Below are 15,427 nucleotides of genomic sequence, written 5' to 3'. Positions count from 1 at the left end.
ATCCGGGCCGACGCTGCTACGGTCACCGACGTGGCGAAACTCAATCAGATCATCGCAGTGGAGAAGGGCATCAAGTCCAAGTCCCACCAGGACCTGACGGCTGCTCATCACGGCCTGCAGAAGCCGGCGTTGCTCGCCGGTATCTCGCGGACGTATCAGCCGAAGGACGAGGAGGGCGAGCAGCTGCCGCCCGAGTCGACCCGGGTCCAGGTGCAGGCCGAGGACGTGCTGCGGGACACCGCGGCCACCCTCACGGGGCTGTTCGACGTGACCGCCACCAAGGACTGGGCCAACTGCACGGCGAGGGCCGATGTGAAGGTGGACGGCCGTGTGCTCGTCGCCGAGGTGCCCGTCTCGTATCTGCTGTTCCTCGAGAAGCAGCTCACCGATCTCAACACCTTCGTAAGGAAGTTGCCCGTCCTCGACGCCTCGGAGTCCTGGGTACGGGACCCGTCCACCGACGCCTGGAAGACCGAACCGGTGCGGACGCTCCGTACGAAGAAGGTGCCCCGGAACCACGTCAAGGCCGAGGCCACCGAGAAGCACCCGGCCCAGGTCGAGGTGTACTACGAGGACATCCCCGTCGGGTACTGGACCACCGTCAAGTTCTCCGGCGCCCTGCCCGCGCGGCGCGTGAACGAACTCCTCGACCGTGTCGAGAAGTTGCAGCAGGCGGTCAAGTTCGCCCGCGAGGAGGCCAACGGCGTGGACGTCGCCGACCAGCGTGTCGGGGACGCGGTATTCGGCTACCTGTTCGCACAGGGGTAGCCTCTGAACTCCCCGGCCACCACGCACCACGGCCGGGGTGCGCGAGGAGCGCAAGCTGAACCTGAAGCTTGTCGTGAATGCACGGTTCCAGTGGAGGTTCGAGTCCTCCCCGCGGCACCAAGCGGCACTCCGGATCCACGGAGTGTCCACGCGCCGCGGTAGCCCAACTCGGCAGAGGCAGACCGTGATCAATTTCAGACTCTTGCTCCAGACTCAGTATTCGCCGCCGATCGCCGGATCGACCGGGCCCAGGCCCCAGTACGTCGAGATGCTGGTTCAAGTCCAGCCCGCGCAGCTCGATGCGTGGTGGTCCAAAGGCAGGACGCGGCGACATAACGACTGACCTGGGTTCTCAAGTGTGCCGGCGTGCGACATGGTGGCATCTCAGGGTCCGGGGGCCGGCTACGCCCTCGGACCCGCTCCCTCGCCCCGCGCGCGACCGCACCCGCCCGGCCGGTGACCCTCACCTCGCCACCGCACAAGCCTGATGCCGCACAAGCCTGGTGCCGCACGGACCTGATGCCGCACAAGCCTGATGCCGCACGGACCCGATGCCACACGATCCTGCTGCCGCTGCCGCTGCCGCTGCCGCTGCCGCTGCCGCTGCCGCTGCCGCTGCCGCTGCCGCTGCTGCTGCCGCCGCCGCGCGCCTCGCCGTGGACGCGTTCACGCGGTGATCGCCCCCACCGAGAACACGGTCCCTCCTGCGGAGTTTCACATCGTGGAAACGCCCACGTCCTCTTTCCGCCCGCACCGCGCACTACCCTGGTAACGACACGAGCCCGGCCGACGTCGCCCGAAGGCACCCTCCGCCCTCGCCCGACAGGAGCCACGTGCGCCGCCTCACTCTTCTCGCCGTACCACCCTGGTTCGCCCATGCCCTGCGCGCGCAGCGCGGACCCGTCCCCTGGAGCGCGGTCCTGCGAGGAGCCCTCGCCGCCGGGCCACTGCTGCTCGTGGCCGAACTGTGCGGTCGTACCTCACTCGGGGTGGTCGCCGCGCTCGGCGCCATGCTGGCGGGGATCAACGACCGGCCGGGGAGCCGGCGGGTCGCCGTCGAACGGCTCGGGGTGCCCGCCCTCGCCGGGGCCGCGGGCCTGCTCTTCGGGTCGTACGCGGGACAGCACACCGGCGCCCTGACGCTCACCCTCGTCCTCACCGCGCTCGGGCTGCTCGCAGGAGCCGTCAGCGCGATCGGCCCCGTCGCCTCCGGGGCCGGGACCCAGCTCCTGGTCACCTCGGCGATTGGCGCCGGGATGCCGCTGCCCGAACCGGGATGGGAGCGCGCGCTCTTCTTCCTCGGCGGGGCCGGCTGGCTGCTCGCGGTGCGGCTCGCCCTGCCGACGACCGCGGTGAACCCCGGGGACTACCGGTTCGACGGGGAGCGGGACGCCGTCGGCGGCGTGTACGACGCCATCGCCCGGCTGCTGCTCGCCGCGGGCGGACCCGAGGCGATCCGGCGGCGCGTCGCGCTGACCGCCGCCCTCGACCACGCGCAGGACGCGCTCACCGGGCCGCGGATCCGGCGGTACGCGAGTTCCGCGGCCGAGCGACGACTGCACGCGCAGTACGCCGCCGCGCTGCCGCTCGCCGAGGCCGCGACCGCGCTCGCCTGGTCGGGCGAGGCCGTGCCCGCGGGGGCCGCCGAGGGCCCCCGGCGGCTCGCCGTCGCCGTCCGGACCGGTGCGCCCACCGGGCCGCTGCCGGCGCCCGCCGTCCCCGGCGCCCGGTCCGGCCCGCACGGGAGCACGTCCGTCGTGCCCGCGCTGCGCGCCCTCCACGACGCCCTGCTGGGCGCCGCCGAAGCCTTCGACCGCGGCTTCGGGAACGCCTTGCACACCCGGCGGCGCACCGCCGTCTCCCTCGTGCGCACCGCTCTCGGCTCCGCGGGGCGCGAGTACGGGATCCGGGTCGCCCTCTGCTTCGGCGCGAGCGTCGCCGCGGCCCAGGCCCTGCACCACGCGCGCTGGTACGGCAACCACCCGCACTGGTACTGGCTTCCCGCGACCGCTGTCTTCCTCGTCAAGCCCGATCTCGGGCCGCTCGCCTCGCGCGTGCTGTGCCGGGCGGCGGGAACCGTCCTCGGCGCGGTCGCCTTCGCTGGGCTCGCCGTCCTGCTGCCGCGGCCGGAGGGACTAGTCGCCCTGGTCGCGGTCAGCGGCGCCCTCATCCCCGTCGCCACCCGTCACTTCGCCGCGCAGACCGCCGTCGTCACCGTCCTCGTCCTCGCCCTCGTGATGGTCGGCGGCGAGCCGCAGGCCTCCTGGAACCGGATCGCGGAGACGCTGCTGGCCTGCGTGATCGTGCTGCTCGTCGGGCACCTGCCGACGCTCGGCCAGCGCGGCGGCACCGTACGGGCGAGGCTCACCCGGGCCACTGAGGCGGCGGACGTCTACCTCGCCCATGTGCTGAGCGACGGCACGGCCGGTGACCGCACGGGCCGCTGGGTGCTGCGCCGAGAGGCCTATCGCGCGCTCGCCGAGGCCCGTGCCGCGATCGACCTCGCCGCCGCCGAACTCCCCGCCCTGGCGCGGCACTCCGAGGGCACGGACGAGGTAGCGGCGACCCTGGAACGGCTCGTCGACACGACCACGGCGTGCGCCGTGCAGCTCGACGACACCGGCCGGCTCACGCCCCGGCACACCGACCGGATCACCGAACTCCTCGGCGAACTCGCCGAGCGCCGCGAGCAGGCGGGACTCCGGGCGGCGCCCACGAGGCCGGTCGCGGTGTGAAGCGCGTACGAGTACGCCGCTGGCCTGGCCTGGCCTGAGCTGACCGGTCCGGAAGAATCTTGGTGATACTCCGATGAGTTCTGCTTCTCCCGCGGGTCCACCACAGCGTAGGCACCGTTCCGTAGGAGGAGCACATGACGCTTCCGCAGATCGTCTCGCGTGAGGAGTGGCGCGCCGCGCGCGAGGAACTGCTGGTCAAGGAGAAGGCCGCCACCCGCGCGCGCGACGCTCTCAACGCGGAGCGGCGCGGACTGCCGATGGTCGAGACCGACAAGCAGTACGTCTTCGAGAGCGGCGAGGGGAAGGCGACGCTGCTCGACCTCTTCCGGGGACGGGACCAACTCGTCGTCTACCACTTCATGTTCGCTCCCGAGTGGGACGCGGGCTGCCGCAGCTGTTCGGGCTTCCTCGACCAGATCGGGCACCTCGCCCATCTGCGGGCCAGGGGAACGGAGTTCGCCGCGGTGTCCCGGGCGCCGTACACGAAGATCCTTCCGTTCAAGGCCCGGATGGGCTGGACGGTGCCCTGGTACTCCTCGTACGACAGCGACTTCAACTACGACTTCCAGGTGTCGTTCGGCGGGGACGAGCCCTACGAGCGGCCCGGGGTGAGCTGCTTCCTGCGGGACCGTGACCGCGTCTTCCACACGTACTCCACGTACGAACGCGGGCTCGACGGGCTCGGCTCCACGACCTCCCTCCTGGATCTCACCGCGCTGGGGCGCCAGGAGGAGTGGGAGGAGCCCAAGGGGCGCGCATCCGCATGGGGAGTGCCCGCGGGGAGCGAACGCGTCAGATACCACGACGAGTACGAGGACTGACACGACGCGTGCGGGCCTGTCGCTTCCGTCACGCCGGACGCTTCACGTCCCTCACAGCGGGCTCGGGACGGAGTGTCGACTTCGTCTCAGTACCGTCACTACCCGAGCCGTTCACCCCATGGCAGGCGTTTAACTCTCCAGAGCAGCGCGACATGGAGGTACAGGGTGAACGGGCGAATGGTGCTGGAGCGCTTTCCGGCCGGCGGACCGCGCGGGTCGTGGCCCGCGGAGGAGTTCGCACAGGCGCGCCGTCAGGAGGGTCAGGCCGCGGAGGTCGTCATGGATCTCGCCTCCGACGCGTTCCTGGTCGTCGTGGGCGGCGCCGAAGGCGTCGAGTGAGGTCCGGTGCCGGACCGGCCGGACCGGCACGTCCGGGGCGCGGGCACCCGCGGACCCCTTCGGCCGTGAGCCGCCCGTCCACCGCGAGCTGCTCGTCCGCAGTGAGCCGCTTGTCCGCGGTGAGCCGGTCACCCGCAGTGGGCAGATCCCGCTCAGGTTCCTGGGGGACCCGCCCTGAGGCTGCCGGGCATCCGGCGAGCCCTCCGCGGGCCCCGGCCGGGCTCACGCGCTGATGGGGCGTGACCAAACGGGTGTCGTCCCCGTGACCCGGCACAGGGCCAGATACAGAGGTATCGGTGGGGTATACGGAAGCGTGCCATCCGGTTTGTGGATGAGCCCGGGAATCCGGGGCGAGTCCGGTACGACAGCCCCCGCGACGTAGTGGGCGGGAGACGGCCACTCCAGAGCGACGTCGGAGTCGGAAGGAACGATCCACCACCAGTGCGCCGGGTCCGCGTAGACGCAGCCCACGCGCGGCAGCCTCGGCAGCAGCAGCGGTCCGAACCGGGCGGGCACCGACACCGCGTCACAGCCCAGCGGCACCTTCATGCCCTCGGGAACAGGGAGGCGCCTCAGCGGCCCGGGCGCGAGCCGCCCGCGCTTCATCCGGACCAGTGTGTCCAGGCTCAGGACCTGCGCGGCGGACCCCGCCGCCGACGTACGGCTCACAGACTCCTCCGATCCAGGTCCCGGTTCCTGTCCCGGTCCGGACTCCGGGTGGAGAGGGCCTGGGGGACCCCCACGGTTCCCGCCCCCCAGAACCCCTCCGCTCCCGTGCCCCGCCCGTCGTTCGGGGGCTTCTTCGCGCTCCAGCCCAGATCCGCCCGCGGACCGGTGTCCGCGTCGGGCGGCCCCTGATCCGACCGGGCCTCGCGGGGCCGGCCGGGCAGCCCCGGGGCGTCCGGCCCGGCCCCGAACTCGGCGTCGAGCCGGTCCAGGCCGTCCAGGTCTCCCGGTTCCGTCGCCGCGTCGGTGGTGTCATCGGCCCGGCCTGCCGAGCGCGCGAGCTCCGCCCACACCAGCAGGCCGGGCCCGGTGTCCTGGGCCCCCCAGGCCCTGGACACTGCCGCGACGAGAAGCAATCCCCTCCCGTGCTCCTCGTCGGGCCGTTGAGGGGAGGGGTGCGGCTCACCCGGAGCGCATCCCTCGTCACACACGGCTATGCGCACCAGGTCGTCCGCGTCCTGCAACTCGCAGACGACTCGTTGCCCGGCGGCATGGACGATCGCGTTGGTGACCAGCTCCGAGACCACGAGGGTCGCCGTGTCGCAGGTGTCCTCGCACACCGCCCAGCCGGACAGGCGGGACCGGGTCAGGCGTCTCGCCTGAGCCACGGAGCCCGGGTGTGCGGCCAGCTCGAAGCGGAAGCGGCGCTCGGCTGTCGTGCCCGGGTGGTGCCCCGTGGCGGCACGGAGACCGAACCGGTCTTCGGCGGCGTCTGTTCCTAACGGCGCGGACGGAATCACGGTTGCCACTATCGCCCCGCCGTGAACACTTGGCAAGTGTCACTCTGAAAAATGCAGAGTGCCGTGTGACGCCGTGGGGGCGCGTGGCACACTGCTCGCAACAGCAAGCCGAGCGGCGCCAGTTGGGATCGTCGAGGAAGACGAGGAAGAACCCGGACGGCGCCGCCCGGGCTGTCCGGACTCAGTGGAGGTGGGACGTGAGCGAACCGCGCTCCGCGCCGACGGTCGGTCAGGTCGTCCTCGGCCGGCGACTGCTGGACCTGCGGGAACGCGCGGGTCTCAAGCGTGAGGAGGCCGCGCGGATCCTGCGCGTCGCTCCCGCCACGGTCCGCCGCATGGAGATGGCGGAGGTCTCCCTCAAAATTCCGTACCTCCAGCTCCTGCTGAAGTCGTACGGCGTCAGCGACGAGGAGGCCGAGGCCTTCGTCCAACTGGCCGAGGACGCCAACAAACCCGGCTGGTGGCAGCGGTTCCACGACATCCTGCCCGACTGGTTCTCCATGCACGTCAGCCTGGAGGGCGCGGCCGCCCTCCTGCGCTCGTACGAACCCCATTTCGTCCCCGGCCTGCTGCAGACCGAGGACTACGCCCGCGGCGTCCTGAAGGCGGGCGCCATCGGGCAGACCAGGCCCGAGGACATCGAGCGCCACGTGGCGCTGCGCATGCAGCGCCAGGCTCTGCTGACACGTGACGACGCACCCCGGATCTGGGCCGTCATGGACGAGACGGCGCTGCGCCGCACCATCGGCGGCCCCGAGGTGATGCGCGCGCAGATCGACAAGCTGCTCGAGGCCACGAAGCTGCCCAACGTGACGTTGCAGGTGATCCCGTTCTCCTCGGGTCCGCACCCCGGCACGTACGGGCCCTTCGTGCTGTTCCGATTTGCCATGCCGGAACTCCCGGACATGGTCTACAGCGAGTACCTGACCGGCGCCGTCTACCTGGACGCGCGTTCCGAGGTGGCGACCCACCTGGAGGTCATGGACCGCATGGCGGCTCAGGCCGCTACGGCACATCGCACGAAGGAGATCCTCCGGGATCTCCGCAAGGAGCTGTGAATGGAACGCATCAAGCCGGAACGCATCAACTCGCGAATAGGCAACGTGCGCATCTACAACGGAATGCCCGCCCGTGAACTGGGCAGCGAGGGCTGGCACAAGCCGTGGAGCGGCGGAAACGGCGGCAACTGCCTGGAGGCGATGAAACTCGCCGACGGCCGTATCGCGGTGCGGCAGTCGGCGGACCCGGACGGACCCGCCCTCATCTATACGCCCGGCGAGATGACGGCGTTCATCCAGGGCGCGAAAGCGGGAGAGGCGGACTTCCTTCTCTCCTGAACGACTTGAGTTCTGTTTTCCCCCGACTTTCCTGAATTTGGTTATGAGTTGATCACTTACTACGGCGCGGACTTACGGAGACCGTCATGACCGGGCAGACCCCCATCGAGATCGACACGAGCAAGCCGCATCCGGCGCGGATGTACGACTGGTATCTCGGCGGCAAGGACAACTACCCGGTCGACGAGGAAATGGGCCGGCAGATGCTCGCCCTCGACCCGAGGGTGCCCGTGATGGCGCGGGTCAACCGCGCCTTCATGCACCGTGCCACACGCTGGCTGGCCCAGAACGGTGTGCGGCAGTTCCTCGACATCGGCACCGGCATCCCGACCGAGCCGAACCTCCACCAGATCGCCCAGGCCGTCGATCCCGACGCGCGGGTCGTGTACTGCGACAACGACCCGATCGTGCTGGCTCACGCGGCAGCCCTGCTGCGCAGCTCGGACACGGGAGTGACCGAGTATCTGCAGGCCGACGTGCGGGACCCGGACGCCATTCTCGACGGGGCCAGGAAGATCCTCGACTTCGACCGGCCCGTGGCGCTCTCCCTCGTGGCGCTGCTCCACTTCGTCTCCGACGCGGACGGCGCGCACGCGTTGGTCGGCCGCCTGCTGTCCGAACTGCCCTCCGGCAGCTACCTGATGGTCACCCACGCCACCGCCGACTTCACCCCCGAGGAGTCGGCGGCGGCGATCGAGAAGCTCAAGGCGGCGGGCGTCACCCTGGCCCTGCGCTCCCGTGAGGAGTTCAGCCGCTTCTTCGACGGCCTCGACCTGGTCGAGCCGGGCGTCTCGGTGGTCCACCGGTGGCACCCGGAACTGGGCGAGCCGGTGCCGGGACAGGACGACGGGGTCATCCCCGGGTACGGGGCGGTGGCACGCAAACCGTAGGTCTTCGAGGCGATCGGGCACCCTGTCGTCGCGTTTCCCGGGTATCGGGGCGCAGCGGCGAGGTGCGGCCTTCCGGGGTGCGGGCTTCCGGGGTGTGGGTTCTCCACGGCGCCGTGGGTCCTCCACGGCGGGTTGCGAGGGGACGGTCCTGGCGTCGGCCGGCCGTCGGCGCGGTGCCGGGTCGAGCGCGCTCAGCCGGGCGGCAGTACGTCGCACAGCGCGTCCAGCGCCGCCCCGTAGGCATGTTCCGCGGGTGTCGCATACCCGACCACCAGCCCGTCCGGCGCTGACATCGCCGCCCCCGGATGCCGGAACTCGGCGAGCCCGTCGAGCGCGACCCCTTGCCAGACGGCCGCCTTGACGGCCGACCGCTCGGTCCCCGGCGGCAGCCGCAGTACCGCGTGCAGCCCGGCCGCGATCCCGGTGACCTCGACGTGCGGCGCACGCGCGGCGAGCGTGGCCACCAGCCGGTCGCGCCGCCCCCGGTACCGCTGCCGCATACGCCGCACGTGACGGTCGTACGAACCGGAGCCGATGAAGTCCGCGAGCGTCAGCTGGTCCAACGCGCTCGCCCACGCCTCTCGTTCGCCCTTGGTCTCCAGCACGGGATCGACGTACCGCTCCGGAAGGACCATCCAGCCGAGCCGCAGCGCGGGTGACAGGCTCTTGCTGACCGAGCCGATGTGGATGACCCGTTCCGGGTCCAGCCCCTGCAACGCGCCCACGGGCTTGCGGTCGTAGCGGAACTCCCCGTCGTAGTCGTCCTCCAGGATCACCCCGCCCCGCGCTCGTGCCCAGTCGACCACCGCCGCACGCCGCTCGGCGTGCAGCGGGCCGCCGGTCGGGAACTGGTGCGCGGGGGTGAGCAGTACGGCCCGCTCTCGCCCCAACTCACCGACCAGCGCGCCGTCTTCGTCCAGCGGAAGGGGCACGGTCCGTACGGAGGCGTCGGCCAGGAGCTGCCGGTGGAAGCCGAGACCGTACGACTCGACCGCCAGCGGACCCCGAAGGACCTGCGGGAAGAGCAGGCGCAGGGCATGGGCGAAGCCCGAACAGATCACGATCCGTCCGGGCTCCGTGCGCACCCCGCGCGCCCGTGCCAGGTACTCCGCGAGCGCCTCCCGCAGCTCTGCCCGCCCGGCCGGATCACCGGGCCCGAAAGCCTCGTTGGGTGCCTGCTGGAGGGCCCGGCGAGCGGACGCCAGCCAGGCGGTACGCGGGAACGACGACGCGTCCGGAGTGCCCTGCCGCAGGTCGTGCCGGGGACCACGCGCGCGGGGCGCCTTCTTGGGCACGCGCGCGGGAGCGCCCGGCGAGGCGGCGCCCGCCCGTTGCCTCCCGTGCGGGGGAGTCACCCCCGCGGCGACCCGGGTGCCCGAGCCCTGCCGGGCGGTCAGCCAGCCCTCGGCGACGAGCTCGGCGTACGCGTCGGCGACCGTGTTGCGCGCGACGCCGAGGTCGGCGGCGAGCGAGCGGTACGGCGGCAGCCGGGTGCCCGGCACGAGCCTCCCGCTGCGCACGGCCTCGCGCAACGCGCGGGTCAGCGCGGCCCGCCGCCCGCCGGGACCCGACAGCTCCAGGTGCAGATCGGCACCGATCCGCTCCGCAGAATTGACCCATGTTTCCGCCATGGAAATGCACCCTACCGCCGGTCTATCCGGCCCGTAGATTCATGGTCATGACGACGAACACGAACACCACGACGGACGCGAACACCACGACGAGCGCGAGCACCACCACGAGCACCGCGACGGCCGCCGAGGGTGCTGCCGGCGTCGGCGCCGTCGGCGCTGGTGGGACGGCCGTGCCCGGAGCCGCCCGGCTCGACCTCGCGAAGTCCGCCCCGAAGGTCTTCCGCGCCCTCATCGGCTTCGACGCGGCGGCCCGCGAGGGACTCGACCCGGCTCTCGTGGAACTGATCCAGATCCGCGCCTCGCACCTCAACCACTGCGCGTACTGCCTCCACATGCACACCAAGGACGCCCGTAAGGCCGGCGAGAGCGAGGACCGGCTGCACATGGTCGCGGTCTGGCGCGAGGCCCGCCACTTCTTCACGCCGAAGGAGCGGGCCGCCCTCGCCCTGACCGAGGCGGTGACCCTGGTCGCCGACGCGGGGGTGCCCGACGACGTCTACGCCGAGGCGGCAGCCCACTTCGACGACCAGGAACTGGGCCACGTCCTCGCGCTGATCTTCGCGATCAACACCTGGAACAGGGTCGCCCTGTCGACGGCGAAGGTGGCCGGCACGGACGAACGCCGCTGAGGCGCCGTCGGCCGGGGTCCGGCCCGCGCCTCGGGGCCGGTCCTCGGCAGAGGTCGGTCCTCGGCGCTAGACGGTCATGGGGCGGTCGTACGGTCCGATCGGGGCCGGAAGCCGCAGGCGCGCCGACCCGCTCAGGGCCCGGTCCACGGCCGCGGCGACCGCCCGGCCCTCGGCGATCGCCCACACGATGAGCGACTGGCCGCGTGCCGCGTCCCCGGCCGCGTACACCCCCGGGACGTTGGTGGCGAAGTCCGCGTCCCGGGTGATCGTGCCGCGCGGCTCGAGTGCCAGTCCCAGCTGGTCGATCAGGCCGTCGTGCCGGTCCGGGCCCGAGAAGCCGAGGGCGAGCAGCACGAGGTCGGCGGGCAGGGTGCGCCCCGAACCCGGGACCGGGCGGCGCCGCTCGTCGACCTCGACGAGATGCAGCGAGCTCACCCGTCCGTCAGCGCCTCCGTCGAAATGGAGCGTGGACGCGGCGAACAGCCGGGCGTCCGCGTCCGCGGCGGGTGCCGTCCCCAGCGTGCCGGCCTCCTCGTGCGCCGCGGAGAGCCGGTAGATCTTCGGATACGTGGGCCACGGCTCGACGTCCTCGTCGCGCTCGGCCTCCGGCTGCGGATAGATGTCGAGCTGGGTCACGGACGCGGCACCCTCGCGCACGGCCGTCCCCAGGCAGTCGGCTCCGGTGTCACCGCCGCCGACGATCACCACGTGCTTGCCCGCCGCGGACAACGGGGAGACCTCCAGATCTCCCTCGCACACCCGGTCGGCCAGCGGAAGATACTCCATCGCCTGATGAATGCCGGACAACTGCCGCCCGGGCACGTCCAGTTCGCGCCAGGCCGTTGCCCCCAGCGCGAGGATCACGGCGTCGTAGCGGGCCCTGAGCTCGGTCGCCCCGATGTCGGTGCCGATCGCCGTCGACGTACGGAACTTGGTCCCCTCCGCGCGCATCTGGGCCAGCCGCCGGTCCAGGTGCCGCTTCTCCATCTTGAACGCGGGAATCCCGTACCGCATCAGGCCGCCGACCCTGTCGGCCCGTTCGTACACGGCCACCGTGTGCCCGGCCCGCGTCAACTGCTGTGCCGCGGCCAGCCCGGTGGGCCCCGATCCGACGATCGCGACCGTCCGCCCCGAGAGCCGGTCCGGCGGACGCGGCGGTGTGAACCCGTCCTCCCAGGCACGGTCGGCGATGGCGACCTCGACGTTCTTGATGGTGACCGCGGGCTGGTTGATGGCCAGCACACAGCCCGCCTCGCACGGCGCGGGGCACAACCGCCCGGTGAACTCGGGGAAGTTGTTCGTGGCGTGCAGCCGGTCGCTCGCCGCCCGCCAGTCGTCGCGCGAGACGAGGTCGTTCCAGTCGGGGATCAGGTTGCCCAGGGGGCAGGCGTCATGACAGAAGGGGACGCCGCAGTCCATGCAGCGGTCGGCCTGTTTTTCGATGATCGGCAGCAGGGCTCCGGGAACGTACACCTCGTTCCAGTCCCGCACCCGCTCCTGGACGGGGCGGCGCGGATTCTCCTGGCGCGGTGTGGTCATGAAACCCTTGGGATCGGCCATGGCCGTCTCCCTCATGTGCGCGTACCGGTGCGGGGCCGCACGGCCGTCGGCAGCCGTGATCGGCCGCGGAATCCGGACAGCACTCCCTTCCCGCCACGATACGTCGCCTCCGCACGCGGCGCCGCCCCGGACGACGGTGTACGCGGACGCTGCGACCAGGGCTCGGGCCAGGGCCGGACGAGGGCCGGACGAGGGCCGGACGAGGGCGGGACGAGGGCGGGACGAGGGCGGGACGATGGAGGGACTAGGGAGGGCGGACGGCTCAGGTGAGGGCGAGCGTGTACGACACCGCCGCGGCGGCCGAGGCGACCGTGCGCACGTGATTCCACATCGTCCACTCGCGCACATAGGTGGGCCAGTAGACGGCGGCCTCCGGTGTCCCGGACTCCAGCTTCAGCAGCGCGTCATTGCGCGGGACGTTCGCCGCGATCGTCACCCCGAACGAGCCGAACAGATACAGCGCGCTGCCGAGCAGCAATTCCACCGTCCCCTCGTCCGGCAACAGCACGAACGTCACCACCGCCAGCACCGCGCACAGCACCGCCGACCCCATGAACACCAGCATGAACGGGGGACGGACCGCGGCGACGTTGATCGCGTTCATCGCGGCGACCCCCTGCGCCGGCGGCAACTGGGCGAGCGCCCTCATCACGAAGGTCGAGAAGCCGCAGAACACCCCCGCCACCAGCCCGCAGCCGAGCACCCCCAGCAACGTCAGCACGAAATACGGTCCCTCGATCATGTCCACTCCCGCGTCGAAACCGCCAAGCCCAAGATCCTGCACAGCGCCAACCGTCACCACAAGTGAAATCCGCTACGACGACAGTCGCCATGGCCGAGCGACGCGGACACATGCGCGACCGTCCACCCCCCTCGTCGCGGTGACGGCACGTCTCCGCTCCGCTTCCACAGCCGGGTGCCCGGTCCGGTGCACGTACTCCCCCCAGCCCGATTCACGCACCCCACCCGTCCCGGTTCAGCGCACCCTGCCCTGCCCTGCCCTGCCCGGTCCGGTCCGGTCCGGGTCGTCCCGGCCCTCGGTATCCGGCCCGAGCCGCCCCAGCCCACCCGTCTCGGCGGCTGAGCGGACCCAGGCCTCTGCCGCTGACGCCCGCGCGGCCCCTGGTCCTCTGCCCGCTCGCGCCCGCGTGGCCCCGGTCCTCTGTCAGCTCACGCCCGAGCGGTGATGTCGTCGCGCCATTCCCAGAGCCTCGTGTCCACCGTGGCCGCGATCCGGCGGCGCGCCTCGTGCCGCGGAACGCCGCTCATCAGCAACTGGTCGTACGGGGTCTCCGTGTGCCGGACGGACGCGCGGACCGCCGCGGTCACCGCCGCCTCGGACAGCGCGCGGCCCGCCGAGCTCCGTCCGACCCGCCCGCTGCCGCGCACCGAGGCATGTGCGGCGATCGCTCGCGCCCGGTCGGCCGGACAGTGCGGAAACAGCCGGCGTATCTCCCGCGCGAACGCGTCCGTGAAGCGGACGTCCTCCGCCTCCCGGCGCCGCGCGTCGCGTGCCCGCCGTCGCCGACGTGCCTCGGCGTCCGCCAGGCACCGGTCCTCGGCCCGGGCGAGCGCCGCCTCCTCGACCAGGACGCCCTGCCGCTCGTACCGGCCCCGCCGCCGGTTGAACCGCACCACCACGGCCGACAGCGAGCTGCCCTCCCGCGATCTGCGCGTCAGCGCGGTGTCGCCGCGGGCCAGGAACACAAGGTGCCCGAGATCCACGCAGTCCAGACACCGAGGTGCGCCCTCCTCCAGAACCAGCAGGGGGAGCGGCCCGCTCCGGCACTCGGCACAGTGCCGCTTCTTGAGCGGCTGGACGACGAGAGGCCCGTTCCGGTACGGGGGAGCAGCGATCGGTGCCATACGCGGTTCCTTCCCCGCACCGGCCCGACACCTACGTCGTCCGAGGGCGCCTTCTCGCGACCGGTGCCCCGGCCACGCGATGTCGGCCACGCGATGTCGGCCACGTGATGCAGGCCGCGCCCGCTCGCCGCGGGCCTCGCCCACCGGACCCCTTCCCGGTCGCGGCATCATGGGCCCTGTGCGACTCGAAGCGATCACCTGGGAACGGCTCGGCGACCTCCTCGCCGACCGCCTGCTCGACCTGAAACCGGACGATGGCAGCCCCTGGCCACGGATCGCCTTCGACGGAGCCCCGGCCGCCCGCCCCGGCGAACTCGCGCACCGCGTCTCCGAGGCGCTGCGTGTACGCGGCCGTTCCTCGCTGGTCGTCGCCGCCGAGGACTTCCTGCGTCCCGCGTCGCTCCGGTTCGAATACGGCCACCAGGACGTCGACGCCTATTACGACGGCTGGTTCGACACCGGCGCTCTCTGGCGCGAGGTCTTCGGTCCCCTCGAACCCGGCGGCGACGGCAGGCTCCTGCCCGACCTCTGGGACCCCGCCACCGACCGGGCCACCCGCAGCCCCTACGTCCAACTCCCTCCCGGCGGAATCCTGTTGCTCCATGGCCCCCTCCTCCTGCGCCACTGGTTCCCGTTCGACCTCAGCGTCCACATACGCCTCTCCCCGGGCGCCCTGCGCCGCCGTACCCCCGAGGGTGAGCACTGGACCCTCCCCGCTTTCGCCCGCTACGAGAGCGAGGGGGACCCGGCCGGCGCGGCCGACGTCCTCGTGCGCGCCGACGACCCCCGGCACCCCGCGTGGAACGGCTGATCACGAGGGCCGGCCCCGTCCCCTCGATGGTCGCCCAGGTGCGTAGCCCCTGGGGCGCGGCGAGAATGTAGGGCGCCGGGACTAGCGGTGTGTTCCGCGCCGCGCCGGCCGTCCGGCACCGGGAGGTACTACATGACCACCGCCGGAGACATCATGCATCGTGGTGCCCAGTGGATCCCCGCCCACGAGACCCTGGACCGCGCCGCCCAGCTGATGCGCGAGCTCAACGTGGGCGCCCTGCCCATCAGCGACGAGAACGAACGCCTCTGCGGCATCCTCACGGACCGCGACATCGTCGTCGGCTGCGTGGCCATGGGCCACGACCCCGCACGGATCACCGCGGGCGAGATGGCCCAGGGCACACCGCGCTGGATCGATGCCGACGCCGATGTCGGCGAAGTGCTCCAGGAGATGAAGGGGCACCAGATCCGCCGGCTTCCGGTGATCGAGAACAAACGACTGGTCGGCATGATCAGCGAGGCCGACCTCGCCCAGCACGTCAGCGACGAACAACTCGCCGCCTGGGTAGAGAGCGTCTACGCGAGGGGCGCGAGCAGCGCGACGGGCTGAA

General features: G+C 72.0%; 16 protein-coding genes. 10 read left to right on the top strand and 6 right to left on the bottom strand.

Annotation, left to right across the window (positions count from 1 at the left end):
- Positions 1–30 precede the first annotated feature (30 nt).
- The 4 genes from OG788_RS13470 (at position 31) to OG788_RS13455 (ending at position 4,663) form a co-directional block, all read left to right on the top strand.
- Entirely contained in the window at positions 31–768 is a 738-nt protein-coding gene (locus tag OG788_RS13470) for a hypothetical protein (protein WP_406370966.1), read from the top strand.
- An 833-nt stretch (positions 769–1,601) separates the two neighbouring features.
- A complete protein-coding gene (locus OG788_RS13465) occupies positions 1,602–3,503 on the top strand; it encodes an FUSC family protein (RefSeq protein WP_406370964.1) in 1,902 nt (633 codons plus the stop codon).
- 134 nt (positions 3,504–3,637) lie between these two features.
- On the top strand, positions 3,638–4,324 hold the full coding sequence (locus tag OG788_RS13460) for a DUF899 domain-containing protein (RefSeq protein WP_406370962.1): 687 nt from the start codon (positions 3,638–3,640) through the stop codon (positions 4,322–4,324).
- 165 nt (positions 4,325–4,489) lie between these two features.
- Complete coding sequence (locus tag OG788_RS13455) at positions 4,490–4,663, top strand: hypothetical protein (RefSeq protein ID WP_351548059.1); 174 nt, start codon at positions 4,490–4,492, stop codon at positions 4,661–4,663.
- 222 nt (positions 4,664–4,885) lie between these two features.
- Here OG788_RS13455 and OG788_RS13450 read toward each other — a convergent pair whose 3' ends face one another.
- The gene (locus OG788_RS13450) at positions 4,886–5,269 is read right to left on the bottom strand and encodes a hypothetical protein (protein ID WP_406376739.1); all 384 of its coding nucleotides are present in this window, start codon (positions 5,267–5,269) and stop codon (positions 4,886–4,888) included.
- A 59-nt stretch (positions 5,270–5,328) separates the two neighbouring features.
- Positions 5,329–6,138, bottom strand: coding sequence for an ATP-binding protein (locus OG788_RS13445; RefSeq protein ID WP_406370960.1), 810 nt, complete (start codon positions 6,136–6,138; stop codon positions 5,329–5,331).
- Positions 6,139–6,326: 188 nt separating this feature from the next.
- On the opposite strand from OG788_RS13445, the gene OG788_RS13440 reads away from it, so the two are divergent.
- The 3 genes from OG788_RS13440 (at position 6,327) to OG788_RS13430 (ending at position 8,356) form a co-directional block, all read left to right on the top strand.
- Complete coding sequence (locus OG788_RS13440) at positions 6,327–7,187, top strand: helix-turn-helix transcriptional regulator (RefSeq protein ID WP_351548053.1); 861 nt, start codon at positions 6,327–6,329, stop codon at positions 7,185–7,187.
- Entirely contained in the window at positions 7,188–7,466 is a 279-nt protein-coding gene (locus OG788_RS13435; protein ID WP_266757540.1) for a DUF397 domain-containing protein, read from the top strand. It abuts the gene before it with no gap.
- A gap of 86 nt (positions 7,467–7,552) precedes the next feature.
- Positions 7,553–8,356, top strand: coding sequence for an SAM-dependent methyltransferase (locus OG788_RS13430; protein WP_351548049.1), 804 nt, complete (start codon positions 7,553–7,555; stop codon positions 8,354–8,356).
- A gap of 191 nt (positions 8,357–8,547) precedes the next feature.
- On the opposite strand, the gene OG788_RS13425 is transcribed toward OG788_RS13430, so the two are convergent.
- Entirely contained in the window at positions 8,548–9,987 is a 1,440-nt protein-coding gene (locus tag OG788_RS13425) for a PLP-dependent aminotransferase family protein (RefSeq protein ID WP_406370958.1), read from the bottom strand.
- Positions 9,988–10,028: 41 nt separating this feature from the next.
- Between OG788_RS13425 and OG788_RS13420 the strand changes: the two genes are divergently transcribed.
- Positions 10,029–10,619: a carboxymuconolactone decarboxylase family protein gene (locus tag OG788_RS13420; RefSeq protein WP_406370957.1), complete on the top strand. Its 591-nt coding sequence runs from the start codon at positions 10,029–10,031 to the stop codon at positions 10,617–10,619.
- A 66-nt stretch (positions 10,620–10,685) separates the two neighbouring features.
- On the opposite strand, the gene OG788_RS13415 is transcribed toward OG788_RS13420, so the two are convergent.
- The 3 genes from OG788_RS13415 to OG788_RS13405 all read right to left on the bottom strand — a co-directional run bounded on the left by OG788_RS13415 (position 10,686) and on the right by OG788_RS13405 (position 14,045).
- Positions 10,686–12,179: a glutamate synthase subunit beta gene (locus tag OG788_RS13415; protein ID WP_406370956.1), complete on the bottom strand. Its 1,494-nt coding sequence runs from the start codon at positions 12,177–12,179 to the stop codon at positions 10,686–10,688.
- 262 nt (positions 12,180–12,441) lie between these two features.
- Positions 12,442–12,921 carry an anthrone oxygenase family protein gene (locus OG788_RS13410; protein WP_356757203.1) on the bottom strand — a complete coding sequence of 160 codons (480 nt, stop codon included), beginning with the start codon at positions 12,919–12,921 and terminating at the stop codon, positions 12,442–12,444.
- A 428-nt stretch (positions 12,922–13,349) separates the two neighbouring features.
- Positions 13,350–14,045: a DUF2293 domain-containing protein gene (locus OG788_RS13405; RefSeq protein WP_406370954.1), complete on the bottom strand. Its 696-nt coding sequence runs from the start codon at positions 14,043–14,045 to the stop codon at positions 13,350–13,352.
- A gap of 169 nt (positions 14,046–14,214) precedes the next feature.
- Here OG788_RS13405 and OG788_RS13400 point away from each other — a divergent pair, with 169 nt between their 5' ends.
- Together OG788_RS13400 and OG788_RS13395 are read left to right on the top strand one after the other, a co-directional pair.
- Positions 14,215–14,856, top strand: a complete 642-nt coding sequence (locus OG788_RS13400; RefSeq protein WP_406370952.1) for a uridine kinase — start codon at positions 14,215–14,217, stop codon at positions 14,854–14,856.
- A 132-nt stretch (positions 14,857–14,988) separates the two neighbouring features.
- On the top strand, positions 14,989–15,426 hold the full coding sequence (locus tag OG788_RS13395; RefSeq protein WP_406370951.1) for a CBS domain-containing protein: 438 nt from the start codon (positions 14,989–14,991) through the stop codon (positions 15,424–15,426).
- Position 15,427 lies beyond the last annotated feature (1 nt).

Origin of the sequence: Streptomyces sp. NBC_00647 (genome assembly GCF_045207245.1) — a bacterium.
GTDB lineage: Bacteria > Actinomycetota > Actinomycetes > Streptomycetales > Streptomycetaceae > Streptomyces.
This window is presented reverse-complemented; position numbering and strand designations above follow the sequence as displayed.

What these genes read in the sequence shown, in the direction of transcription:
- OG788_RS13460 (WP_406370962.1), top strand. Translation starts at nt 3,638, where the DNA reads ATGACGCTTCCGCAGATCGTCTCGCGTGAGGAGTGGCGCGCCGCGCGC.
- OG788_RS13450 (WP_406376739.1), bottom strand. Translation starts at nt 5,269, where the DNA reads ATGAAGCGCGGGCGGCTCGCGCCCGGGCCGCTGAGGCGCCTCCCTGTT.
- OG788_RS13435 (WP_266757540.1), top strand. Translation starts at nt 7,188, where the DNA reads ATGGAACGCATCAAGCCGGAACGCATCAACTCGCGAATAGGCAACGTG.
- OG788_RS13430 (WP_351548049.1), top strand. Translation starts at nt 7,553, where the DNA reads ATGACCGGGCAGACCCCCATCGAGATCGACACGAGCAAGCCGCATCCG.
- OG788_RS13425 (WP_406370958.1), bottom strand. Translation starts at nt 9,987, where the DNA reads ATGGCGGAAACATGGGTCAATTCTGCGGAGCGGATCGGTGCCGATCTG.
- OG788_RS13420 (WP_406370957.1), top strand. Translation starts at nt 10,029, where the DNA reads ATGGTCATGACGACGAACACGAACACCACGACGGACGCGAACACCACG.
- OG788_RS13415 (WP_406370956.1), bottom strand. Translation starts at nt 12,179, where the DNA reads ATGGCCGATCCCAAGGGTTTCATGACCACACCGCGCCAGGAGAATCCG.
- OG788_RS13410 (WP_356757203.1), bottom strand. Translation starts at nt 12,921, where the DNA reads ATGATCGAGGGACCGTATTTCGTGCTGACGTTGCTGGGGGTGCTCGGC.
- OG788_RS13405 (WP_406370954.1), bottom strand. Translation starts at nt 14,045, where the DNA reads ATGGCACCGATCGCTGCTCCCCCGTACCGGAACGGGCCTCTCGTCGTC.
- OG788_RS13400 (WP_406370952.1), top strand. Translation starts at nt 14,215, where the DNA reads ATGGGCCCTGTGCGACTCGAAGCGATCACCTGGGAACGGCTCGGCGAC.
- OG788_RS13395 (WP_406370951.1), top strand. Translation starts at nt 14,989, where the DNA reads ATGACCACCGCCGGAGACATCATGCATCGTGGTGCCCAGTGGATCCCC.